This is a genomic window from Mucilaginibacter aquariorum, assembly GCF_024498135.1.
GTDB classification, from domain to species: domain Bacteria; phylum Bacteroidota; class Bacteroidia; order Sphingobacteriales; family Sphingobacteriaceae; genus Mucilaginibacter; species Mucilaginibacter aquariorum.
Window position 1 is genome coordinate 569,628 of record NZ_JANHOH010000002.1, and the last position, 24,759, is coordinate 594,386.

24 protein-coding genes are annotated in these 24,759 nt (G+C 42.7%); 13 read left to right on the forward strand and 11 right to left on the reverse strand.

The window, feature by feature from the left end:
- Positions 1-4,026, forward strand: coding sequence for a non-ribosomal peptide synthetase (locus NPE20_RS13615; RefSeq protein ID WP_256539212.1), 4,026 nt, complete (start codon positions 1-3; stop codon positions 4,024-4,026).
- Positions 4,027-4,058: 32 nt separating this feature from the next.
- A complete protein-coding gene (locus NPE20_RS13620) occupies positions 4,059-4,799 on the forward strand; it encodes a 4'-phosphopantetheinyl transferase family protein (protein WP_256539213.1) in 741 nt (246 codons plus the stop codon).
- A 150-nt stretch (positions 4,800-4,949) separates the two neighbouring features.
- Here the strand turns inward: NPE20_RS13620 and NPE20_RS13625 are convergent, their stop codons facing one another.
- The 5 genes from NPE20_RS13625 to NPE20_RS13645 all read right to left on the reverse strand — a co-directional run bounded on the left by NPE20_RS13625 (position 4,950) and on the right by NPE20_RS13645 (position 9,964).
- Entirely contained in the window at positions 4,950-6,350 is a 1,401-nt protein-coding gene (locus NPE20_RS13625) for an alpha-L-fucosidase (RefSeq protein ID WP_256539214.1), read from the reverse strand.
- A 481-nt stretch (positions 6,351-6,831) separates the two neighbouring features.
- Entirely contained in the window at positions 6,832-7,521 is a 690-nt protein-coding gene (locus NPE20_RS13630) for a ClpP family protease (RefSeq protein WP_256539215.1), read from the reverse strand.
- An 18-nt stretch (positions 7,522-7,539) separates the two neighbouring features.
- Complete coding sequence (locus NPE20_RS13635; protein WP_256539216.1) at positions 7,540-7,797, reverse strand: hypothetical protein; 258 nt, start codon at positions 7,795-7,797, stop codon at positions 7,540-7,542.
- Positions 7,790-8,302 (reverse strand): RNA polymerase sigma factor, encoded by a 513-nt coding sequence (locus tag NPE20_RS13640; protein ID WP_256539217.1) that lies wholly within the window; start codon positions 8,300-8,302, stop codon positions 7,790-7,792. The genes NPE20_RS13635 and NPE20_RS13640 overlap by 8 nt, the downstream gene beginning before the upstream one ends.
- 252 nt (positions 8,303-8,554) lie before the next feature.
- Positions 8,555-9,964 (reverse strand): phosphohexomutase domain-containing protein, encoded by a 1,410-nt coding sequence (locus NPE20_RS13645; RefSeq protein WP_256539218.1) that lies wholly within the window; start codon positions 9,962-9,964, stop codon positions 8,555-8,557.
- A gap of 88 nt (positions 9,965-10,052) precedes the next feature.
- Here NPE20_RS13645 and NPE20_RS13650 point away from each other — a divergent pair, with 88 nt between their 5' ends.
- The 3 genes from NPE20_RS13650 to NPE20_RS13660 all read left to right on the forward strand — a co-directional run bounded on the left by NPE20_RS13650 (position 10,053) and on the right by NPE20_RS13660 (position 12,999).
- Entirely contained in the window at positions 10,053-11,363 is a 1,311-nt protein-coding gene (locus NPE20_RS13650; RefSeq protein ID WP_256539219.1) for an aspartate kinase, read from the forward strand.
- A gap of 142 nt (positions 11,364-11,505) precedes the next feature.
- A complete protein-coding gene (lysA, locus tag NPE20_RS13655) occupies positions 11,506-12,711 on the forward strand; it encodes a diaminopimelate decarboxylase (protein WP_256539220.1) in 1,206 nt (401 codons plus the stop codon).
- 93 nt (positions 12,712-12,804) lie between these two features.
- Positions 12,805-12,999: a cold-shock protein gene (locus tag NPE20_RS13660; protein ID WP_067057762.1), complete on the forward strand. Its 195-nt coding sequence runs from the start codon at positions 12,805-12,807 to the stop codon at positions 12,997-12,999.
- 97 nt (positions 13,000-13,096) lie between these two features.
- On the opposite strand, the gene NPE20_RS13665 is transcribed toward NPE20_RS13660, so the two are convergent.
- Positions 13,097-13,333 (reverse strand): hypothetical protein, encoded by a 237-nt coding sequence (locus NPE20_RS13665; RefSeq protein WP_256539221.1) that lies wholly within the window; start codon positions 13,331-13,333, stop codon positions 13,097-13,099.
- A 156-nt stretch (positions 13,334-13,489) separates the two neighbouring features.
- On the opposite strand from NPE20_RS13665, the gene NPE20_RS13670 reads away from it, so the two are divergent.
- Positions 13,490-13,855, forward strand: coding sequence for a YtxH domain-containing protein (locus NPE20_RS13670; protein WP_256539222.1), 366 nt, complete (start codon positions 13,490-13,492; stop codon positions 13,853-13,855).
- Between the two features lie 318 nt (positions 13,856-14,173).
- Here NPE20_RS13670 and NPE20_RS13675 read toward each other — a convergent pair whose 3' ends face one another.
- Both NPE20_RS13675 and NPE20_RS13680 read right to left on the reverse strand, forming a co-directional pair.
- Positions 14,174-16,063, reverse strand: a complete 1,890-nt coding sequence (locus NPE20_RS13675) for a M1 family metallopeptidase (protein ID WP_256539223.1) — start codon at positions 16,061-16,063, stop codon at positions 14,174-14,176.
- Positions 16,064-16,271: 208 nt separating this feature from the next.
- A complete protein-coding gene (locus NPE20_RS13680) occupies positions 16,272-16,778 on the reverse strand; it encodes a DUF892 family protein (RefSeq protein ID WP_256539224.1) in 507 nt (168 codons plus the stop codon).
- A gap of 128 nt (positions 16,779-16,906) precedes the next feature.
- On the opposite strand from NPE20_RS13680, the gene NPE20_RS13685 reads away from it, so the two are divergent.
- From NPE20_RS13685 to NPE20_RS13715, 7 genes are all read left to right on the forward strand, one after another.
- Positions 16,907-17,854: a Smr/MutS family protein gene (locus NPE20_RS13685; RefSeq protein WP_256539225.1), complete on the forward strand. Its 948-nt coding sequence runs from the start codon at positions 16,907-16,909 to the stop codon at positions 17,852-17,854.
- 9 nt (positions 17,855-17,863) lie between these two features.
- The gene (locus tag NPE20_RS13690; protein WP_256539226.1) at positions 17,864-18,478 is read left to right on the forward strand and encodes a class I SAM-dependent methyltransferase; all 615 of its coding nucleotides are present in this window, start codon (positions 17,864-17,866) and stop codon (positions 18,476-18,478) included.
- Positions 18,479-18,549: 71 nt separating this feature from the next.
- Entirely contained in the window at positions 18,550-18,879 is a 330-nt protein-coding gene (locus NPE20_RS13695) for an ArsR/SmtB family transcription factor (RefSeq protein ID WP_256539227.1), read from the forward strand.
- A 55-nt stretch (positions 18,880-18,934) separates the two neighbouring features.
- On the forward strand, positions 18,935-19,492 hold the full coding sequence (locus NPE20_RS13700; RefSeq protein WP_256539228.1) for a DUF6428 family protein: 558 nt from the start codon (positions 18,935-18,937) through the stop codon (positions 19,490-19,492).
- Between the two features lie 10 nt (positions 19,493-19,502).
- A complete protein-coding gene (locus tag NPE20_RS13705; protein WP_256539229.1) occupies positions 19,503-19,919 on the forward strand; it encodes an arsenate reductase ArsC in 417 nt (138 codons plus the stop codon).
- A gap of 1 nt (position 19,920) precedes the next feature.
- Complete coding sequence (gene arsB, locus NPE20_RS13710; protein WP_256539230.1) at positions 19,921-20,979, forward strand: ACR3 family arsenite efflux transporter; 1,059 nt, start codon at positions 19,921-19,923, stop codon at positions 20,977-20,979.
- 173 nt (positions 20,980-21,152) lie between these two features.
- Positions 21,153-21,680, forward strand: coding sequence for a hypothetical protein (locus NPE20_RS13715; protein WP_256539231.1), 528 nt, complete (start codon positions 21,153-21,155; stop codon positions 21,678-21,680).
- 103 nt (positions 21,681-21,783) lie between these two features.
- On the opposite strand, the gene NPE20_RS13720 is transcribed toward NPE20_RS13715, so the two are convergent.
- The 3 genes from NPE20_RS13720 to NPE20_RS13730 all read right to left on the reverse strand — a co-directional run bounded on the left by NPE20_RS13720 (position 21,784) and on the right by NPE20_RS13730 (position 24,686).
- Positions 21,784-22,218, reverse strand: a complete 435-nt coding sequence (locus NPE20_RS13720) for an SRPBCC family protein (protein WP_256539232.1) — start codon at positions 22,216-22,218, stop codon at positions 21,784-21,786.
- Positions 22,219-22,224: 6 nt separating this feature from the next.
- Positions 22,225-22,554 carry an ArsR/SmtB family transcription factor gene (locus NPE20_RS13725; protein ID WP_256539233.1) on the reverse strand — a complete coding sequence of 110 codons (330 nt, stop codon included), beginning with the start codon at positions 22,552-22,554 and terminating at the stop codon, positions 22,225-22,227.
- A 119-nt stretch (positions 22,555-22,673) separates the two neighbouring features.
- Positions 22,674-24,686, reverse strand: a complete 2,013-nt coding sequence (locus NPE20_RS13730) for a PAS domain S-box protein (RefSeq protein ID WP_256539234.1) — start codon at positions 24,684-24,686, stop codon at positions 22,674-22,676.
- Positions 24,687-24,759 lie beyond the last annotated feature (73 nt).

Below are 24,759 nucleotides of genomic sequence, written 5' to 3' on the forward strand. Positions count from 1 at the left end.
TTGGATCAGACAGCTACATATATACCAGAAGTTAGTCACAATGAATTTGACCCATTTGCGGGGCCCGAGATCTTATTGGTTGCTCCTGCTACCGAGCCGCAGATAGAGATCTGGACATCCTGCCTCATAGGGGGGAACGATGCTAATTGTGCTTATAACGATTCTGCATCCATTGTACTAACCGGCAATTTTGATAAAGAAGCCATGCTTAAGGCATTGCAGGCGTTATCAGACCGCCATGAAGCATTGCGTACCGTTTTTAGTGCCGATGGCGCGAATATCATTGTTTACAACAATCCCGAAATAAACGTTGAGTATCACGACCTATCCTTACAAAACGATGAGCAGAACAAACTTTTTATAAAAAACTATAACCGCCAGCTCGCTATTACGCCGCTTGACCTGGTTAACGGCCCCTTATATAAGGTCGCTATATTAAAACTAAGCCATGATGAGCACCATGTAGTAATGCTGATGCACCATATTGTATGCGATGGCTGGTCGGTAGGTATCATTATGCAGGATTTGAGTAAGCTATACTCTGCATTCGCGCAAAATACAACGCCGGAATTACCGCCTGCACCACAGTTTAGTCAGTACGCCATAGAAGAAATTGCAGCTTCGCACGGTGTTGAGCACCGGGAAACAGAAGGATATTGGATAAATCAATTTAAAGGCAGCAACCACTTGCTGGATGTGCCTACAGACAACCCAAGGCCATCGCCACGAACCTACAAAAGTAACCGGGCCGATTTTAGCCTTGATGCCGTTTTGGTTAATGATTTGAAGTTGTTGGCCCGCAAAGCCGGCAGCAGTTTTGTTACTACTATTTTAGCCTCGTTCGAAGTTTTTCTGCACCAGTTAACAGGGCAGGAAGAAATTATAATAGGGTTACCAGCCGCGGGGCAATCTGCTACCGGTAATTTTGGTCTGGTTGGGCATTGCGTCAACTTGCTTCCCTTAAGAAGTTTCACCAAAGGCGACCAATCGTTTGTAGAGTACCTGAAGGCACGCAAAAGTACCGTGCTGGATGCGTACGACCATCAGCAATATACCTTTGGCAGCCTGCTTAAAAAGCTAAACCTTGCCCGCGACCCATCGCGTTTGCCACTGGTGCCGGTGGTGTTTAATATCGATATTGGGATGGATGAGGGGATAGGTTTCTATAACCTGAAACATCGTTACATCAACAATCCGCGCGAATACGAAACATTTGAGATCTTCCTGAATATTACCGATCATAAGGGTACATTGACTTTTGAATGGTCATACAATACGCAGCTGTTCGAGCTGGCCACCATAAAGCGTTTTATGGAAGAGCTGGAGCATTTGCTGCGAGAGGTAGTGAAGTCGCCGGATACGCTTATCGGCAAGATCCCGGTGATGAATGCTGCCATGATACAGGAGCAACTGAATAAATGGAACAATACTAAGGTTGACTATCCAAAGGAGAAATCACTCCACCAGATCATCAGCGAAACCGCGGCGCTGTATCCGGATAACATCGCCCTGAAATTTAATAACGAAGAATTTACCTATACGCAGCTAAACCAAAAGTCAAATCAACTGGCGGCTGTACTGATAGAGAATGGCGTAAAAGCGGGGGACAAGGTCGCTATATCGCTGGACAGGTCGGCGGAGTTGGTAGTGGCTTTGCTGGCTATCATCAAGGCAGGCGCAACCTATATCCCGCTCGACCCGATATTCCCGATCAACCGCATCAATTACATGCTGGAGGATTCGGCCGCGGTGGTATTGCTTACGTCGGATACTTATAAAGGCCAGTATGTATCAAACGCCAAAGAGATTATCCTGGATGATATCTGGGCAGAACTAAGTAATTACCCAGCCACTGACCCTGACGTTAAAGTAAAAGGGGAAGACCTGATCTATATCCTGTATACATCGGGTTCTACAGGCCAGCCAAAAGGGGTACAGATAAAGCACCGTAACGTGGTTAACTTTTTGTACAGCATGCAAAAAGAACCGGGGCTTACCGCTGCGGATAAGCTACTTGCTGTAACCACCATCAGCTTTGATATTGCCGGACTGGAACTTTGGCTCCCGCTGATAACCGGCGCGCAAATAGTACTGGCCGATGCTGCAACCGCGAAAGATGGCAATGCGTTGCTGGATATCATCAAAAAAGAAAAGGTAACCGTAATGCAGGCCACTCCCTATACCTGGCGTATAATGCTGGAAGCGGGTTGGAGTAATGAGAAGATAAAAGTGATTTGCGGGGGCGAGGCCTTACCGATGGATCTGGCGCAGCGTATACTGGGCAGGGCAACTTCGTTATGGAATGTGTATGGTCCGACAGAAACCACCATTTGGTCGACACTCAAACAGATCACTGCGAGCGATGGCTTTATCAGCATTGGTAAACCCATTGATAATACGCGGATCTACATTTTAGATAAGTTCCAAAATCCGCTGATTGCTGGTGCCGCCGGCGAAATTTATATTGGCGGTGAGGGCATTGCCCAGGGCTACCTGAATCAACCCGAACTAACAACCGAAAAGTTCGTTTCAGATCCGTTTTTGGGCGAACCAGGGACGAAAATGTACCGCACCGAAGACCTCGGAACGTTCACCCCGGATGGTGATCTGATGTACCTGTCGCGTATCGACGCGCAAGTGAAAATTCGTGGATATCGGATAGAAACTGGCGAGATAGAATTTAACCTGGCCAAAGAAGAAAGTATAAAACAAGCGGTTGTTATTGCCCGTGCCGATAATAATGGCGTTGATAAACTGGTGGCCTATATTATTTTGAAAGAACCTCATAATCAGGATAATAGAGAACTGATACAACAATGGCGCAACAACCTGCGCTTGTTGTTGCCGGACTATATGGTGCCCGATAACTTTGTGCTGATAGATGCCATGCCAATGACCCCGAATGGTAAAGTGGATAAAAAAGCGCTGGCTAATCAGGACATTGCATCGGTTGAGACTGTAAAATACATTGCCCCGCGTACAGATATTGAAAAACTCGTTGCCGACATCTGGATAGATCTTTTGGGAATTGAAAAGGTTGGCATCCACGATAACTTTTTTGAGCTGGGTGGGCATTCGCTGATAGCTGTACAGGTTATGGCGCGGATAGAGAAAGAAACAGGTAAACGCCTGCCTCTGGCTATTTTGTTCGAGAATTCTACAGTAGAAAAACTGTCGCTGATGCTGGAAATGGATGGCAAATCTATTACCTGGGATTCATTGGTGCCAATAAAGCCGAATGGTACTAAAGTGCCCATATATATTGTGCATGGCGCCGGTTTAAATGTACTGTTGTTTAACACCCTTGCCAAACACATGGACAAGGACCAGCCGGTTTACGGTATGCAGGCTAAAGGCCTAAACGGCGTTGACGAACCCCTAAGTCGGATAGAAGATATCGCAGCGCACTATATATCAGCTATAAGGGCGCAAAACCCGGATGGCCCGTATGCCTTGGCCGGATTCTCTTTTGGAGGAATAATTGCTTACGAAATGACCAGGCAGCTGGAAGCGCTTAATAAAGAGGTGCGGATGCTGGCCATGTTTGATACTTATGCTTACCGTACCCCGTTTTACGACCCCTGGTTAGTGAAAAATGTTAAACGTGGGTTATATTTTGGCCGCAAGGTATGGCACGCGCTATTGTTTAAGGATGGATTTAAAAAAACCATTAAAACCCGTTCAAAGGCTGTCAAACGCGGCGTAACCAGGCTTTTGTGGAAAGTGAAATTTGGCAAACAACAGCAACAGATCGGCTTTTTTGGTTATGCCAATAAAATAGACGAGATGAACGACATCGCGCAAAAGCATTATAAGATACAACCGTATAATACTTCTATCGAGCTTTTCAGGGCCGAAGTAAGATCGTTTTACCTGGATGATTATGAGTATATGGGCTGGAAACCTTATGCTTTAAAAGGGGTAAATATTCATAAGATCCCGGGTGAGCATAATACCATATTTAAGGAGCCAAACGACAAGGAATTCGCGAAAATATTACAAGGTTGCCTTGATAAGATCAATTAAAACAGAGGCAGTAAACTGTAACACAAAAGGTTTTGGGCAAGATAGATAACCGGTATTTAAGTAATGTTAACTGGCAAAAGGCCTTGCCCGGCCTTGCTATCAACATCAGTGAAGTGCATATATGGCGAATCAATATTCGCCAGAATTTAAGTTTATTAAATCAATTTAAGGCCTTGTTTAACGTGGCAGAACTTGTACGTGCAGGTAAATATCTGCAACGGAAAGATCACGACAGGTTTATTGTTAGCAGGGGCGCACAGCGGATAATATTGGGTCGATATTTAAGTACACCACCTGAACAGCTCGAATTTGTTTTGGGTGATAATAAAAAACCGCATCTTTTTGGTAAAGATGGCAATTCGCTCCATTACAACCTTTCACATTCCGGCGATTGGATAGTATTGGCTGTTGCTTCATCACAGGTAGGAACCGACATTGAATTTATTGACGACGCTTTTAAATTTCAGGATATCCTACTGGATAATTTCAGCAAAGAAGAAGCCGCTTACATCAATCAGGAAAACTCCACAGAAAGGTTCTTCACCCTATGGACGCGTAAGGAAGCCATTCTGAAAGCAACAGGACAGGGTTTGGGCGAGCATTTGCAAATAACCCCGGTGCTTAACGGCGACCATCCGCTCCACTCTACATTAACAGGGGCTGATAAAAACTGGGTATCGAATAGTTTCAATATCCAACACGGGTATATTGGCAGTGTAGCTGTTGATGATGCCGGGCAATCCTTTAAATTTTTTGATGCAGATCTTACTTGATGTAATTGTTACGAAATAGGCAACAACGTGCCATTGCAAGCGATAGCCGCGGCAATCTCGTTGTAAGCAAAGCGATTATGCATTGGCTATAGAGATTGCCACGTCGCTACGCTCCTCGCAATAATACGGTATTTAATATGTGATGGATTACTACCTTCTTTCGTTATAAACCCCAAATTCGGCTATGGAAACCTGACTGTCGGCTTTGTCGATAGTTACCCGTATTTTGGTACCCCAAACACGGTTAAAGCGGTGGATTTTTACGCGGGAAGTTGTATTGCCGTTCAAAATAGGTTTCCAAACGCCATTGTGCAGATATTCTAAATGATAGCCGGTTATGTTGGGTTTTGCCTCAGTTAGGGCAATGGTATTAAACTCGGTATCGTGGCCAAAATCAATCTCGTACCAGGGGGTTTTGATAGCTGCATTTGATGTCCACGAGGTGGTGAAGTCGTCATCATTGGCAAAATCCATAATATTCATATCATCGCTCCAGCTGGAGTTTGATGGTTTGTTTTTGGCGATATTAGAAGATATAATTGGCGAACCTGTTGCTGCCAGTTTTGGCGCAGGGCCATCGTTTTTCCAAAGTTTGCCTATCTCTTTAAGCGCGGCTAAAGCGTTATCGTCAAACAAACCATCGCGGTTTGGGGCAACGTTCAGGATAAAATTGCAATCTGCCTTGTTTAGCGTGGTTAGCTCGGTCACCATTTTGGGTGCATCTTTTACAGGCGTGGTTGGGAAATTTGTTTTCCAGAACCAGCTGCTTTGCAGTGGTAAGCAAGCCAACGACGGCATAATGTTATTTTCCTTAGAGATACGCTGACCGGCACCCATTTCGTAGGTTTTAATATCGCTGTAAAATAAACCTTCGGCAGGGTATTTGGCGCCGTTTAAGTCCATTAGCACACAATCCGGCTGGATAGATTTTATCAGGTGGTACACATCCTCAAAATTAATATCGTCATAACTGATCCTAGACCATGGGGCATCCCAGCCGTCAATAATAATGGCTTCTATTTTGCCGTATTTGGTAAGCAATTCGGTAAGCTGCGCCTTCACCATTTCAAAATGTTTTTGGGTGATGGTATGCGGGCGTAGTTTGTGGTGGGTATCCAGTATGCTATAGTAAAGCATCACTTTCAGGTCGTTCTTGCGAAATGCGTCTACATATTCCTTTACCACATCGCGTTTCAGCGGACTGTTCATTACGTTATAATCAGTTGTTTTGGTATCCCAAATACAAAAGCCGCTATGGTGTTTGGTGGTTAGGCAACCGTAGGTCATGTTAGCGCTTTTTGCCGCTTTAGCCCATTGGTCGGCGTTTAGTTTTTTAGGGTTGAAGTTGGACACGGCCGCTTCGGGATCAGGCCAGTCGGCATCCATATAGGTAGGCATGTTAAAATGGATGAACATGCCAAATTTCAGGTCGACAAATTTTTGCTGTAGTTCGGAGTAATTGGCAGTTGTGGTAAGCACACTGTTGTTTTGCGCCGATGTTTTATAAATGATGCAAGTTAGCAGGAGGGCAGCGGTAAGAATTCTCTTCATAATAAACGCAGATAGTAAACCCAAAGTAAGCGATTATTTTTTGAAGAAAAAGTAAAGGTAATTGTTAAATTATTAAGGGAAATTGGCATGGCGATTTATTTGTCATCCTGAACCCGGTGAAGATGATAAGTGTTCACGTTCACGGCCGTGAACGCTTGCGTATTTAACTAAACATCTGATAATCAGCCAATTTTTAAATTAGCTACTGACAGAACACAGTCACCATTACCTATAATTTAATTATTAGGCAGAGAAGATTGCGGCTTTATTGCTGATAACATCAAAAACGGCAAATAACGGCAAAAATCGCCCTTCGTTAAGATTGGAAATTAAACGTCCTAATAGTTGTTGGTGACAATACCAACAACGGCGAAAAGAATTGACATTTTTTTTGTCATCCTGAACGTAATGAAGGATCTATTCGCGAACTGTGTATGGCGGCGAATAGATGCTTCGCTATCGCTCAGCATGACAGTTTAATTTAAATCTTCTCCTTAGCACCCAATATCTCATCTATCATACCAAATTCCTGCGCTTCGGCGGCTATCATCCAATGGTCTCGGTCGGATAAGCGGTAAACAGTTTCGTAATCCTGCCCGGTATGTTTGGCGGTGATCTCGGAAAGTTCCTGTTTCATTTTGGCAATTTGCAGGGCAGCTATTTCGATATCTGATGCCACACCCTGCGCACCACCCGACGGCTGGTGCATCATTACCCTGGAGTGGGGCAGGGCTGCTCGTTTACCATGTGTGCCTGCGCACAGCAATACCTGCGCCATAGACGCTGCCATGCCTGTACAAATGGTTGCTACATCGGGCGAGATGAATTGCATGGTATCGTAAATGCCCAACCCGGCATATACCGACCCCCCCGGCGAATTGATATAGATCTGAATATCGCGTTTAGCATCGGTTGATTGCAGAAAGAGCAGTTGCGCCTGGATAATGTTGGCCACGTGATCGTCCACAGCGGTACCCAGGAATATGATGCGGTCCATCATCAGGCGCGAAAAAACATCCATTTGGGTAATGTTCATCTGTCGCTCTTCCATAATGGCGGGTGTTTGACTGGTGATGCGGCTGTTATTTACCTGTGTTATAAACCTATCCACATGTAAACTTTGGACATGGCGATGCCTCACCGCGTATTTGCGGAACTCGTTAGTGTTCATTCTATTAAAATTTAAAAGTTAGCGTTTAAAAAAGCGCAGTATGTTTTGCCTGAAGCTTCGGTGCTCGGGCAGGGTGAAAAGCTTATTGTGTACAACCTCAATATCGGCACGTAACTGTTCGCGGCCATATTGCTGCACCAGGTTAAGGGTCTGTTTATGCCACATCACATTCAATTGCAATTCGGGGTTAATGATCATCTTCGCCTCGAAGAGCAGGTTATCCTGCGGCGCAGAAAGGCCAAGCAAATGGTCGTCCACCTCTTTTATGTTATTCAATGAAGTCCGCATAGGTCAATGATTGTTCTTTAACGGTTTCTCTTACTTTCTCCAGGCATTTATATTTTTGCACGGTTACCGAACGTTCGCCTGCGTAACCAAACAAGCCTGCAATATCTTTCATGGGTAGCTTGTGATAATAGAAAGCGCTCAACAGCTCCATGCATCGTTTACCGGCGGTCTCCAGGTATTGTAGTACTTTGTTGGACGATACCTGTTCACCTGCTTCATCGGCAATGTTTAATAGGTGATCCTGTAAAGGCAGTGTGTTATTATCCTCTCTGAATTTTTTGAACCAAAGATGTTTGGCAATGCCCAGTAGATAAGCTTTGTTATCCTTCGCAACTAAGTTACCGGCAACTGCTTTTTCATAATAGATCACCAGCGCATCCTGAAAAACATCCTTAGCATCATCAAACGAGCCGCCCAGCCTGGCCACATATTTAGCCACCGGCGGGAAGGCGCTTTTGTAAAGCTCCATCAGTAATTGTTCCCTGTTTGCCATTTTTATCATGATACCTGCGTTTTATTATAAGTGCACAGATTGGGTGATATATCACCATGAAATTAGGAAAAAAATTCCATTTGTCATCCTGAGCGATAGCGAAGGATCTATTCGCGAACTTTGCATGTCGGCGGTAGATGCTTCACTACGTTCAGCATGACAGGTTGGTTATATTTGCTTAGGCCACAAAAAAGGCCTGCCGAAGCAAGCCTTTTTTAATCTATAAATCCGTTAAATCGGGTAAATCCCGGTTTATTTCAACAATTCTGCTTTAACGATATCCAGTATGCGGATAGATTCGGCAGTGGTTGGTGCTTCGGCGTAAACACGTAGCACAGGCTCGGTGCCTGAAGGGCGGATCATTACCCAGGTTTCATCTTCAAAGAAGAATTTGAAACCATCCAGGTCTTCGGTTCTGTCAACTTTTAGGTTGCCAAACGTGCTGTAACCGCTTTTGCAGTTGCTGATGATCTGTTGTTTCTTCTCTTCGGTAACATGCAGATCGTAACGCTCTACCGCGAATTTACCTACCACATCATAAATTTCCTGTACAAGGTCTTTTAAGCTGCGGCCGCTTTTTGCCATAAATTCCCATATCATTAACCCAATCCAAACACCATCTCGTTCGGGGATGTGGCCGTTAACCGCAATACCGCCAGATTCTTCGCCGCCCACCATAAATGGTTTGCCGCTGTTAACTATCAGGTCGCAGATGTATTTAAAACCAATTTTGGTAACGGTGTTATTTAGACCATAAGCATCACAAAGTTTTTGAATTTTGCTGGTACACGAGAAGGTAGAGTACACCTCGCCGCTTTCGCCTTTTACTTTGTGCATGTAGTGGATAAGCAACAATAATATGTGGTGCGAATCAACAAAGTTACCTTCGCCATCATACAAACCAATACGGTCGGCATCGCCATCGGTAACTAAACCAGATGCAATTTCGCCTTCAGATAGTTTAATTAATTGCTCAAACTCTTGCAGGTTACGTTGGATAGGCTCAGGAGCCTGGCCATCAAAGCTTGGGTTATAATCGCTGTGTAGAAAAGTAATATCGGGGAACAGGCGGCGCATTACATTTTGCCCTGCACCATACATGGCATCGTAAGCCCACTGTAAACCGCTATCGCGAATGGCAGGGATATCGAAATTGGCTTCGGCATGCTCTACGTACATATCCTCCAGGTCAATATACTCTACCAAGCCTTCGGTTACATAATCGGTAACCGTTTTTAGCTCCAGGTTAATAGTCTCCGGGATCTGCGATTCTACCTTTTCAATATCATCAGGTGTAGCGGGGCCACCATAAAATGCTTTTATCTTATATCCGTTGTATGCAGGCGGGTTATGGCTCGCTGTAATTATTATACCTGCCGATGCTTGTTTGCGCACGGTACCCAATGATATCATTGGGGTAGATATAAACATATTTTCGGCGCGGAAAACCTTAATGCCCTGCGATGCAAGTACCGTTGTGGTAACATCGGCAAACATTGGCCCTGCAAAACGCGGGTCGCAGCCTACGACGGCGCTGGGGTTTTCAAAGTTTTGTTTTAGCCACAATGCAGTTGCATAGGCCACGCGTTTTACGTTTTCAACAGTAAAGTCATCAGCAATGATCGCTCTCCAACCATCTGTTCCAAATTTTATTTTGCTCATCTTAGATATAAGTGGTTTAAAATCCTATTTTTAGCGCCTCAATATTCATACAAGAATATTAATGTTTTATGGTAAACGGAAACAAATAATGAAAGTTTTAAAATTTGGCGGAACATCGGTCGGAAGTGCCGCCCGTATGCAGAAGCTACTGGATATAATAAACCCCCAGGAAAGGCAAATTGTAGTGTTATCAGCCATGTCTGGCACTACCAATAATTTAGTAGAAATTGGCCAGGCCTACCTTACCAATGATAAGGCAAAGGCAACAACTTTAATTGCCACATTAAAGGATAGGTACGAGGCTGTTATAAAGGAACTTTTAAAGAAGCCCGAAACATTAGAACAGGGTAAAGAAGTTATTGATTACCACTTTAGGTTATTAAGCAGTTTTGCTAACGACCTTTTTACCCCCATAGAGGATAAAATTATACTGGCACAGGGCGAATTGCTGTCAACCACGTTATATCATATTTATCTGAAAGAAATTGGCATACCATCGGTATTGCTGCCGGCATTGGAGTTTATGAAAACCGATGAAGACAGTGAGCCTATTGTTGATCATATCACTACCGAGCTTACACCATTACTGGATAAACACCCGGATGTGAACCTTTTTATCACCCAGGGATTTATTTGCCGTAATGCTTTTGGCGAAATTGACAACCTGCGCCGCGGTGGCAGCGATTATACCGCATCATTAATAGGAGCGGGCATCCGCAGCGAAGAAGTACAGATCTGGACTGATATTGACGGGATGCATAATAACGACCCGCGTATTGTGAGTAATACCAAGCCAATTGCCCAGCTTTCATTTGATGAAGCTGCCGAGCTTGCTTACTTTGGTGCCAAGATCCTGCACCCGCAGAGTGTTTTCCCGGCGCAAAAATATAAGATCCCGGTGCGTTTGTTAAACACAATGGACCCGCAGGCTGCCGGTACGCTAATAACTAACACCAGCGAGAAGGATAAAATTAAATCGATAGCCGCTAAGGATGGCATTACCGCTATTAAGATACAAAGCAGCCGTATGCTGCTGGCGCATGGCTTTTTACGCCGTGTGTTTGAAGTATTTGAGCGTTACCGTACATCGATAGATATGATAACCACATCTGAAGTGGCGGTATCTTTAACTATTGATGACACTACTTACTTAGGTGAAATAACTGCCGAACTGGGCGCTTTTGGCTCGGTTGAAATTGATGTGAACCATACCATTATTTGCGTGGTAGGTGATTTTGGCGCCGAAAAGCATGGCTATGCAGCCCGCGTTTTAGAGGCGGTTAAACATATCCCGGTTAGGATGATATCTTACGGTGGCAGCGACCATAATATGTCGTTACTGGTTAAAACAGAAGAAAAAACAGAGGTGCTGAGGAGCTTGCATAGCAGATTATTTTAATTACGATTTTAGAATTGCGATTTTAGATTTCGCTCACACAAATTAATAAAGCGTCATTGCGAGGGATGAAGCAATCTCCCGATAGAAATTCGGATATGCATAGTTCTGAGTCCTGCAATAACGTGATGTAAAGAGTTTAAAAATGTTCAATAACAATACAATACAGCGCTTTAACGATACAGAAACCCCTTTCTATTATTATGATATGGGTGTTTTACGCAATACGCTTGATGCGTGCAGGGATGCATCATCAAAATATGGTTTTCATGTGCATTACGCCATGAAGGCTAACTTTAACCCTAAAGTGGTTGATATGATCCAATCATTTGGTTTTGGTGCCGATTGCGTAAGCGGTAACGAAGTAAAATCGGCTATGGAGCATGGCTTTGATAAGGGCAAGGTGGTATTCGCGGGGGTTGGTAAATCTGATAAAGAAATTAACTTAGCACTTGATGCTGATATTTTCTGCTTCAATGTAGAATCGGTACAGGAACTGGAGATCATTAACGATCTGGCGAAAGCCAAAAATAAGGTTGCCGGTATCGCCATCCGTATTAACCCTAATGTTGATGCGCACACTCACCACTATATCACTACCGGGCTGGACGAGAATAAATTTGGTATAAACACCTGGCAGCTAAATGATGTGGCCGAGACGCTGCGTAAATGCGCTAACCTGAAATTTTTAGGCATTCACTTTCACATTGGTTCGCAAATTACCGATATGGAGGTTTATCGCAGCCTGTGTATCCGTATCAACGAAATGCAGGACTGGTTTGAAAACCATGGTTTTGCCATTAAAATATTAAATACTGGTGGAGGCCTTGGGGTAGATTATTACAACCCGGATACTAACACCATCCCCGATTTTGAAAGTTATTTTAAAGTGTTTAGCAAGTTTTTGAATGTTAAACCGGGGCAAGAGGTGCATTTTGAATTGGGGCGTGCCCTGGTTGCACAATCAGCTTCACTTATTTCAAGGGTACTGTATGTAAAGAACGGACAGAAAAAGAACTTCCTGATACTGGATGCCGGTATGACGGAGCTGATGAGGCCGATGCTTTACCAGGCGTATCATACTATTGAGAACTTGAGTAGGGAGCGTGAAGCGAAGAGTGAAGGAGCGGACGCACCAGACACACCGCACACTGCACCTCAAATTAAATACGATGTTGTAGGCCCTATTTGCGAGAGTACGGATTGTTTTAGAAAAGATGTTGACCTGCCGCAATCATACCGTGGCGACCTGATAGCCATCCGCACAGCGGGTGCTTATGGCGAGGTAATGGCATCTAACTATAACCTGCGCGATCATGTACAATCTGTTTACTCAGAAACCGCAGATTAATAGACTATTGTAATGGCATAAGTATGCATTAAAGGTGTTTTTGCACTAATGTGAATAATAATGCCTACCTTGCGCACTTTAATAAATAAAATAATGCAAAAAGAAGGAACAGTAAAATTTTTCAATGAAACAAAAGGTTTTGGTTTTATTACCCCAGATGGTGGTGGTGCCGACGTATTTGTTCATTCAACAGGTCTGATTGACGAAATTCGTGAAAACGATAAAGTTGAGTTCGAAGTAGAAAACGGAAGAAAAGGCTTAAACGCAGTAAACGTAAAAGTTGTTTAATTATATATTAATCCACTAAATGTTACAGAAAGCATCCGCCCATTAAGGCGGATGTTTTTTTTTGCTCCAATAGCATGATGAGTTTGTCCAATAACTATTACTCATTCCCGCTCATCCAGAACATTACGGACGCCACAGCCATGATAATGAATATCAATGTCACCAAAGTATCTAATATACGCCTTGTAATACGTTGTACTAAATTCTCTTTCCGGTTAATTTGAGGTAATAGTTTATATTTAAGTACAAGGAGTATAGCTGCCAGTACAATGGTTACCAGGTAAAACATTTTCCTGAAGTGTATCGATCGCAGCAGATCTTGTAATGTTTCCAAATTCATAATAGCCAGAACATCAATACCACTTTTTTTGTGTGGCTTGTAAGTTTACATCAATATAGATGGTTTGGCTTAACTATTTGTAAATTATTTAAACAGAGCGGTATGGTATTTGTTACTTAGGTACAAATCATCTACTAAAAAGTAAATAATATGAAAGATCAAGCAAAAATTATAGCAGCACTTTTAGTGGGTGCTGCGGCAGGCGCCGCTTTAGGACTATTATTGGCCCCAGAAAAAGGTGAAGAATTAAGAAGCGATATTGCTGATTATGTAAATGACCTTGTTGACAAAGCAAAGAACAAAGCGCAATCTACTGCAGATAATATTAAAGAATATGGCAGTAATGCGGTTGATTCGGTAAAATCAAAGTTTTCTGGCGCGGCAGGTAATGCTGAAGACGCCATTAATACCGCAAAATCAAGAGCTACGGATTATGCCGAAGGCGGTGTTGACAGTGCAAAATCAAAAGTAAAGGGTACGGCTAACGACTGGAATAATTCTATCCAGAACGCGTAAGGTATTTAGATATATTAAGTAAAGCCCGGCTATTAGCCGGGCTTTACTTGGTTTAACACTTGTCATCCTGATAGCGAAGGGTCTATAACCACCATGCTATATAACCCCTGTCATTTCGAACGAGCATGGGGAGGGCTTGAGCGCAGGAGCGAGGAGAAATCTTTTACAACAGACGGGTGAACTTGCATGACCGGATGCATTGAGTAAAAGATTTCTCCTCGTACCTCGTTCGAAATGACAGGGTGGTGAATGGTAAGGATTAAAACAAAATAACGCCCAACCTTTCGGCGGGCGTTTCAATATTAAAGCAGACTTGCCTTATTTAGCTTTAGGTGCCCAGGTGTTATCGCTGGTATTGGCATCCATGTAAATGCCGTTATCTAAAGTAACCGATTTAAGGCTTTTGCCTCTTTCGGATTTAAAAGTAACCAGTGATTGTTTTTGGTTGGCTTCCCATACCGCAGGCGTTTTATGGATAGTTTTAGTTGTGCCATCGGTATAAGTGATCACCACATCAAACGGGATAGCGAAACCACCAATATTGGCAACGGTTAAAGTATAACCATCTTTACCGGTAACGCCGCTCTTTACAGCCAGGTCGTTATAATAGTTTGTGAAAAACCAGTTATTAAAGAACCAGGTAAGGTTACGGCCCGATACATTGCTCATCGAGTTAAAGTAATCCCATGGGATAGGGTGTTTTCCATGCCATCTGTCCATATAACCGTGCAGTGCTTTTTTGAATAGTTCATCGCCCAGCATATCTTTTAATGCCAAGTAACTTAACGATGGCTTGCCGTAAGCATTATTGCCGTAGCCGGTTGTAAGCTCGCTTGTTTGGGTAATAACAGGAATATCCTGGTTGCTTGAGCGGTTGTTGATCCAACCGTTAATGCGGAACTGTTTATAGAACGCGTCGGCCTTTTCTTTACCTTTTTCAGCAGTGCCTATCAGGTATTCTAAGGTAGTAGCCCAGCCTTCGTCCATAAAGGCATAGCGGGTTTCATTGATACCCATGTAAAAAGGGAACCAGGTATGTGCTATCTCATGATCCTGCACAAGCTGTGCAAAGCTTGGATCGCCCATTTGGCTATCGTTTACCATCATGGGATATTCCATATCCGCAAAGCCCTGAAAAGCCGTCATTTTAGGGAATGGGTACGGTACACCCGGCCAGTTATGGCTAAACCAACCCAATGCGTTACGGCCATATTGTACAGATTGTTTAAAATCGGTACCCTTAACAGAGTAAGCCGCCTGCATGCTCGAACGCCTGCCGGTTTTGCTGTCAACAATAACACTGCCTGCATCCCAAATGTAATGGTTGCTTAGGCCTACCGCTACGTCGCTGATGTTGGTAGCGGTCCATGTCCAGGTGTTCATGGCGTTTTGGGTAGTAACCTTGTTGCCGGTAATCTCTTCAATAGTAGCCACGTGTATGGTGCTATCGCTGGTCATTGATTTTTGCAGGCGATCAGCAAATTCTTTTTGCAGCACCTGTGTTGGGTTTTGTAAAGTACCGGTAGCCCAAACTACAAAGTTTTTAGGTACGGTTACATTAAGGGTGTAATCGTTAAAATCGTTGTAAAACTCTTGGGCATCAACAAATGCTACCCTGTCCCAGCCATTGTAATCGTCGTAAACAGATACACGCGGATAGAAATAAGCCAGATAGTAGCTTGTGGAATCTATCTGCCCTTCACGGCCGCTTTCTTTTGACGCATCAAAATGCCAGGCAATGGTCATCTTAACCGAATCGTGCGGCATTAAAGGTTTTTGCATGGTAACCTGCTGATTAGTTGTAGCTGCCTGCGCGTTATTCCACGCCTTTTTTTGGCCGCTAACTATAAAGCTATCTATCTGAATACCCGATGTTAAATAATCCGGACTGGCATCACCCATCCTGGCAGATCCCGGGCGGTGAATGTTTAGGATCAGTTTCATGTTCAGCCTTTTCAGGGTATCGGGGCTGTTGTTAAAGTAAGTAATGGTTTCGATACCTTTTACAGTGCTAAGCGGAGGTGCGGCAGTTATAGAGATATTGTAACGGGCGTGGTTTTGCCAGTATTTAGCCCCGGGTTTGCCATCGGCGCTGCGGGTGCCGTTATCGTATGCCTTTTTAATATCGCGCGGCATGTAAAGGCTTTGCGCATGTAATTGTAACAGCGCAATGCTACACGCTGCAGTTAACAGAATTTTTTTGAACATAATAAATGATAAGTTTTTGTAAGATCAACGGAACAAATGTAGAATATATATCAGTAAACGTTAGACGGTTTAGGTAAACGAATTGTTACAAGGAATGCTTGCTTGGAGGGCTTAAATTATTTTCCTTTGTATAAGTTATTTTAGTAGGGGTATTAAATAACTATACGAAGCCGGGCTTATGGTCCGGTTTCGTATTTTATAATCCTTTTTAATCCTTCGTAATATATTCCTTAGCTATCAGCGTAAATAGCTTGTCGTTATCGGCAGATTCATCAAAGTTCTCGGTTAGCAGTTGCGTTACCTCAATATACTTTAACAATTTTGCTATCATAATCAGCATTCGGTACGATGTAATGTTAATATGCTCCAATATCTGCAGATAAAGCATAATGTCAAGGTCGTTCAATAAAGGGATATCCTGGCCATCATCTAAACAAAATTCATCTTTAATAATGGTTTTAATAGGGTTACAAACCTCAGGGGATGGTGTTTCACCTATCAGCTTGTAAATAGTTTCCATCCGTTCGATCTGGTTTTTAACATCGCCGCCAAATTCGCCAATTGCTAATTCAAGCGCTTTAAAAGATGCCAGATCAAAAAGGCTGCTTGTACGTTCCTGTAAAAAACGTTTGCCATTATATATGCGGGTTAAATGGTGCAGGAATATTTTCTTTAAATAGGCTTCGTTGGGAGCAGGAGGAGTAATAGGTGCCATAGCATAAAAATTAATGGTGCAAGCAAACACGAAGATCATTCCCCTTACTAATACAAGAGATTGATGATGTAAATGTAAGTTTAATTATTAGTTATGGTATATTAATAAATGCTCCTTATTATTGTAAAATGAGATATAAGTTAGGCGATTTTGTGCGGTTTGTTGATGAAAAGCTGGAAGGTTATGTAACCCGCATTATTGATGAGCAAATGATAGGTGTTACTGTTGAGGATGATTTTGAGATACCCGTATTGGCCAGTAAGGTAACTTATGTACACGGCCATGGTGCCGAAAGCCACGATGAAGAGTATGTTGCCGATGTTAAAGTGCCTGCCGGCGAATTTAAAAGCAAAGGCGTGCATATTGCTGTAGTGGCCGATGCAAAGGCAAACGCGCTGGTGCATTTATATATCGTAAACGAAACATCGTACCAGTTACTTGCAGCTGTTACTACCGAACAGCAAAAGCAGTTTAAAGGCGAATTTGCAGGTGTTGTTGAACCTAACGGAGTTGCAAAAATTTATTCTGCAAAACTATCCGACCTGCAGCTGTGGCCAAAATTTATATTCCAGGTATTGTTTTTTACCAAGCAAAACCAACCATCGGTAAATCCAATAAATATTAGTGAGCAATTTAAAGCTAAAGATTTTTCGGGCGCTAAAAAGCTGGTGCCTTATATAAAACAACAAGGCTGGATGATACAGCTTGATGAACCGGAACTTGTTATTGATGCCGAGAAATTAAAAGAGAGCTTTTTTAAACCAGCCGAAGAAAAAGTACAAACCGTTGCCAAACCCGTAGGCGAGCTTGATTTGCATATAGAAAAATTGCGCGATGACCACCAGTTTTTAAGCAGCAGCGAGATCCTGAACATTCAAACAGATCACTTTAAAAAAGCGTTGGATGCCGCCATTGTACACCAGATGCCTGATATTACTTTTATACACGGTACAGGCAACGGGATCTTAAAACACGAGCTGCATAAGCTGTTAAGTAAACACCCCAAAGTGCAAACCTTTATGGATGCAAGAAAAGAGAAGTTTGGCTATGGCGCTACAAAGGTTATTTTGAAGTAGGTTGTTGTTATGGAAGAGGATACAAAAGCTCATTGGGAGCACGTTTACCGGGAGAAATCGCCCGAGCAAATGAGTTGGACGCAAGAAACACCTCAACTATCTATTAATTTAATTAAAAGCCTAAATCTGCCAAAAACAGCTAATATTATTGACCTAGGTGGGGGCGACAGTAAGTTAGTGGATCATTTATTACAAGAAGGATATACAAACATTACTGTAGTAGATATATCTATTGTTGCACTTGAAAAGGCACAGTTAAGGCTTGGTGAAAAAAGTAAAATAATAAAATGGGTGGTATCTGATATCATCAACTTTGTTCCGCAGGAAAAATATGAACTGTGGCATGATAGGGCGGCTTTCCATTTCTTAACAACTATTGATCAGATTAATAGGTATTTAAGTATAACCGCAAACGCGGTAACCGGGTATATGGTGCTTGGCGTATTCTCTGAAACCGGGCCCGAAAAATGTAGCGGATTGCCGGTTAAGCGATACTCTGAACAATTATTGGAAGAGGTTTTTGCAGGTAATTTTTCAAAAATAGCCTGTGTAAAAGAGCAACACATCACTCCATTCCAAACCAGTCAGGATTTTGTGTTTTGTACCTTCAGAAGACATTGTTAAATATTTGTGCCTAAATAAAAAATAAAAAACTAGGCATTTCAAATATTAATCGTAATATTGCGATAGATAATATGGGCATTACCAAAACAGATATATTTAACGATGAGCAGAACAAGCTGGCCTTGCAATTAAAAGCGATTGCACATCCGGCGCGTATTGCTATTCTGCAACATATTATTAAAGCCAATGCCTGTATTTGCGGCGACCTGGTAGATGAACTGGGGTTGGCACAAGCCACTATTTCTCAGCATTTAAAAGAGCTGAAAAACGCCGGCCTTATACAAGGCACAATAGAAGGGGTGAGCGTTTGTTATTGTATTGAACCTAAAGCCTGGAACAATTTACAAAAGGAGATTAATACCATGTTCGCGTCGTACAAGGATGTGAATAAGTGCTGCTAAAATTTTTTAACCAAATCAATCGTAATATTGCGATAAATATTCAAATTGTATAATTATGGAAAACTTAAAATGGTCATCATTTAAACAACAGCTGCAGGCAAATACAGAGCGTATCCTGCAATTTAAATATGCCGAAAACCAATGGGTGGACGCGGCCTATCATATCACCGAAATTAAACAAGCCCCTATAACATCTGTTGATTGTGGTGGTGTTATGAACGCCTGGACAGAGATAATTGTTCAGCTATGGGAACCACAAGGCCAGCAACAGGATAGGGCTATGCAGGTAAGCAAAGCACTATCAATTGTTGAGCTGGTAGAAAAGGCACTGCCCTTAAACCCTAATGGTATTGTTAAAATTGAGTTTGGCAATTCGCGGTTTGATACCCGCCAAATGCTCCCTAAAGATGTTATTATTGATGGCGATAACCTGATCGTTGACCTGCGGCCTGATGCTGTGCAATGTAAGGCTATTGAACGTGGGGGCAGCTGTGGTACTAATGATAAAGGTGAAGAATGCTGCACTCCTGCTGCGGATGTTAAACCTAAAATACAATTACAAAATCTTGCCGCTACAGCTGCATGCTGTGAACCAGGTTCTGGTTGCTGCTAAAAAAATCACGATGAAAGATATATTAGTATTGTGCACCGGCAACAGTTGCCGCAGCCAATTAGCAGAAGGTTACCTGCGATACTTTGCCGGCGATAAGGCGAACATTTACAGCGCGGGAATAGAAACGCATGGCGTTAACCCTAAAGCCATACAGGTAATGGCTGATGATGGGATAGATATATCGGCACATACATCAAACCATGTAGATGAGTATTTGGCTATTCCGTTTGATTATGTGATAACGGTATGCGATAATGCCAATGAGGCTTGTCCGTATTTCCCGGGGAATGTGCAGCGCTTTCATTATAACTTCCCCGACCCGGCAAAGGCTACCGGCACAACCGAAGAAGTAATGAACGAGTTTAAGCGCGTGCGTGATATGATAAAGACCTATGCCGCCGATTTTGTAAAAGAACATGTTAAATAATATGGCCACCAACAATTGTGCCCCAGTGGTTAACAGAAAAAAACTGAGTTTTTTAGACCGATACCTTACTTTATGGATCTTTCTGGCAATGGGTATTGGGGTTGCCTTAGGCTACCTTGTACCATCGGCCCCGGCATTTATTAACTCTTACTCCAGCGGTACCACTAATATCCCTTTAGCTATCGGGTTGATATTAATGATGTATCCACCATTGGCAAAAGTGAAATATGAAAGCTTAAGTGAGGTGTTCCGTAATACCAAAGTGTTGAGCCTCTCTCTTTTTTTGAATTGGATAGTTGGCCCCATACTGATGTTTATTTTGGCAGTTGTTTTCCTGCACGATAAGCCGGATTATATGGTGGGGTTAATACTGATTGGCCTTGCCCGCTGCATAGCCATGGTTATTGTATGGAACGAACTGGCAGAAGGTAACCGTGAATATGCGGCTGGTTTGGTAGCGCTTAACAGCATTTTCCAGATCTTGCTTTATAGTGTTTATGCTTACGTATTTATAACAGTATTGCTGCCTTTGTTTGGGATGAAAAGCGAGGTAGTTAATATCACTATTGACGAAATAGCAAAATCGGTTGGGATCTATCTGGGGATACCATTCGCGGCAGGCCTTATAAGCAGGTACACGCTTATTAAATTAAAAGGAGAGGAGTGGTTCGGTCAAAAGTTTTTGCCGGTTATATCGCCCATAACACTTATTGCATTGTTGTTTACCATAGTAGTAATGTTTAGCCTAAAAGGGCAGTTAATTGTGCAGATCCCTTTTGATGTAATAAGAATTGCCATACCCCTGGTCATATATTTCGCTATCATGTTTTTGGTGAGTTTTTTCGCGGGTAAATTTATGGGAGCCGATTATTCAAAGAACGCGTCCATAGCTTTTACTGCTGCAGGGAACAACTTTGAACTGGCTATCGCGGTAGCAATCGGGGTTTTCGGCATTAACTCAGGCGAGGCATTTGCCGGAGTTATTGGTCCGCTGGTAGAGGTGCCTGCATTAATAATACTGGTGAAAGTGGCAATGTGGCTGCGCGATAAGTATTATTAATAACATGAACGGCTATCGAAGAAGGTTTTACCTATAATAAGCTATAATTTAGGAAGTTAATATAAGCCCGTACCATCAGGTCCGGGCTTTCTTTTTATGCTAATCGAAACTATTTGCCGATAAAAATGTTATTCAATAGTTAATAAATATAAACCATTAAATAATAAAATATTATGAAAAGGATAAGTTTGATAATGGCGGCGGTAATTACTGCATGCGCCTTTAACTATGCCACGGCAAAAAATAACACCAGCCATAATACAGATAAAGCTTTATTGCTAACAGGTAACTTAACTGTTAACCAGGATACTGTGCCTAAAAAGTCTAAAACAAAAAAGACTACACCAACTACTACTACGCCAACTACACCAACCACGCCTACCACACCTACTACCCCAACAGTACCGAGTTACCCTACAACGCCAACAAACCCAACAGAGCCAACCAGTCCTACTAACCCTACGGTGCCTACAAGCCCAACCAGCCCAACAGTACCAAATCCAACTACACCGACTGTGCCAAGCCCTAACCCAAGTGTACCGCCAACCGGTACACCAACTACGCCGACTGCACCAACAACGCCGCCGACCACACCTACAACACCAACAGGCACTCCTCCGGCTACGCCAAAAACAGTGCCTACAACACCAACTACAACTCCGCCTGCAGCACCAACAGTGCCACGTACAACAGGCAGGTAATAAAGCATAATGTATAATTGCGAGACCAGTGTAAAGTGTGATCTTTCACTGGTCTTTTTTTGTTTAAATTAACAGCAAAGCCCGGCATAACCGGGCTTTGCTGTTAATTCTCTTTTTCTACAAATTCTTTAAGACTAATGCCCAATATATGGTTCCAGCCTTTTGTAAAGCTTGATGTGGCAAAGTCTGGTCCGTGGCCTGCAAAACTCTCCAGCCCGGTATGGGTTATGCGTACAAGTGTTTTATCATCTTCGGGAAAAAGTTCAAAACTAACTTCTGATGCGCCCTCAAAGCCCTCATATACCCAGGTATAACTTAGCTTTTTTTCGGGTTCAACAGCGGTTATGCGGCAATTGTGCTTATAACTTTCACCCTTGCTTCCCTGGCCCGAAAAGCTAAACTCAAAGCCAACGCGTGGCTCAAAGCTTTCCAGCTGAAAATACCATTGTTTCATTTTATCGTTATCAGTAAGGGCTTGCCATACACGGCTAACAGGTGCGTTAAGCGTGCGCTCAACTATCAGTGGTTGTGCTTCCATCGTTATTTATTTTTTGGTTTTTGTTTCTATTGGTTCTTCATTCAGGAAATTTTCAAGGGCATCCAGCTTACTGGTCCAAAATGTGCGGTATTGCTCTGTCCATTTAGCTACTTGCTCCAGTTTTTTAAGGTCGGCACGGCAGTAACGTTCGCGTCCTTGTTGTTTAATAATAACAAGCCCACACTCGGTTAGTATTTTAATATGCTTGGATACAGCAGGCCTGCTTATGTCGAAATTATCGGCCACGGCATTCAAATTCAGTTGCTGCCCTGCAAGTAAATTGATGATCTCGCGACGGGTAGGGTCGGCAATGGCCTGGAATACATCTCTTCTCATATTTATTTGTAACCTATTGGTTACGCAAATATATATGATACCATTTGGTTACGCAAATAAAAAAGAAAAAAAATCCGGACCTGACAGATCCGGATCGATGTGCTTCTGTAAGCAGGTTTTTATTGCTCTATCGGGATCTCAAATTTAAACGTTGAACCTTTGCCCGTTTCGCTATCTACAGAAAGTTTGCCCTGGTGGCGGGTTATAATTTCGTTACTAATATATAAGCCAATGCCCAGGCCAGATATATGTGCAGCTAAATCATCCACTCTGTAAAAGCGCGAAAAAATGCGGTCATGCTGTTCTTTGTTAATGCCTATGCCAAAATCCTGTACTGCTACAATGGCTTTACTGTCTTGTTGGGATACAGATATATTGATGTGATCGGCCTGTGGCGAATACTTTATAGCGTTTGAAATGAGATTGATAACTACCTGTTCAATACGTTGTCTGTCAGCATTAACAAGCAGGTCATCAATATCCGAACAAACAATTATACGGTGCGATTTTGTAGAATATTGCATCAGGTCAACCACCTCATCAATAAGCTGTGGCAGGTTAAATACAGCATAAGTAAATGGTAGTTTGCCTGCCTCTATTTTTGAAACGTCAAGCAGATCTGATATCAAGCCTGATAGTTTATTTATCTGCGCTAAGGCCTTTTGTATAAACAGTTTGTTTTTATCATCATCAGGCAGGCTGCGGTCTATAATTTGCAGGTAGCCGTTAAGGCTGGTCATAGGGGTTTTTAGTTCATGGCTCGCAAGGCCTATAAACTCATCCTTTTTAGAGTTAAGTATCTGTATCTCTTCATACAGCTTTGCATTATCAAGTGCTACGCTTGCCTGCGATATTACACCCGATATTAATATTTCGTGCTCTTTTGTGAATCGCCCGGGTTCGGGGTGCCCCAAAAATAAACCGCCTATAACCTCGCCCGATTTAGAAATAACGGGTACTGCCAGGTAACTCACTACCGGCAAATGCCCTTTCGGCATGCCATAATGTGGATGGTTATGGCCATAACGCGGGTCTTTTGTTATATCATCAACCCGTACTATACCTAAGCCATTAAAAGTATGTGAAAATACATCTGTATTACGTGGCATTCCAAATTTCTCAAACGCTTCCCGCGGTGCGCCGGATAGGGTATAAAGCATATATGATTCACCCTCCTCATCCAACTTGTTATAAAAGAACGCGCCGAATGCCGCGCCCGACAGCATAGTAGTAGCATCGGTAACATTTTGTAATATTTCCTGTACGTCCAGCTTTTCTGATATTACTTTACCTACAGTGTTCAGTATTTCCAGGTTTTCGGCATATTGCTGAAGGGTTTGTTCGGCCAACTGTTGTTTAGAAACGTTGCGGGCAATTTTTGAGGCCCCAATAATATTCCCCTTACTATCCATCATGGGTGATATAGCCAAAGAAACGGGAATCTCCACGCCATTTTTAGTCATCCGTAATGTTTTGTAGTGTTCTACCTTTTCACCTTTTCTTATTTTACTAAGAATCTCTTCTTCCTCCATCAGCCTGTCTTTGGGTATCAGCATGGTAATTGATTTACCTATAGCTTCACTTTCCGTATATCCAAATAGCTGTTCGGCGCCATAGTTCCAACTGGTAACTATCCCTTCAAGGGTTTTGCTGACTATAGCATCGTCTGAGGTTGTTATTATTGAAGCCAGCATGGCCTGTTTTCGCTCGCCGCTTCTTTGCTCGGTAACATCAATAAGTGTATTTACTGCACCCGTAATATTGCCATTAGTATCAAATACCGGCACAGGGTAGGGTAATACATTAACCAGTGCGCCATCGGGCCGTTGTATAATTATTTCTTCACCTTCAATAGCAATGCCCTCTTTTAAAGTACGTGCCATAGGGCATGTATCCAGTGGTAATGGCTGCCCGTTCGTTTTAAATATTTTCCAGGAACCGCACCATAGTTCTTTATTTGTTTCGGGGGTTCTTCCCCATAGTTTTACTGCTGCTTTGTTAAATGAAGTTATATAGCCATCCTTATCGCAGGTATAAATAGCAATGGGTAAGTGATCAAATAGTTCGTAAGGTAGTTTCGTGTTAGCTATCAAATGTGTCATTTCTGCTGCATTGGTAGTTCCGGCATCCATTAATTTATATCGGGAAAAGTGAAAATTCTTAAACAGTAATACTTTACCTTATTAGGGAACTTAAAAACTACAG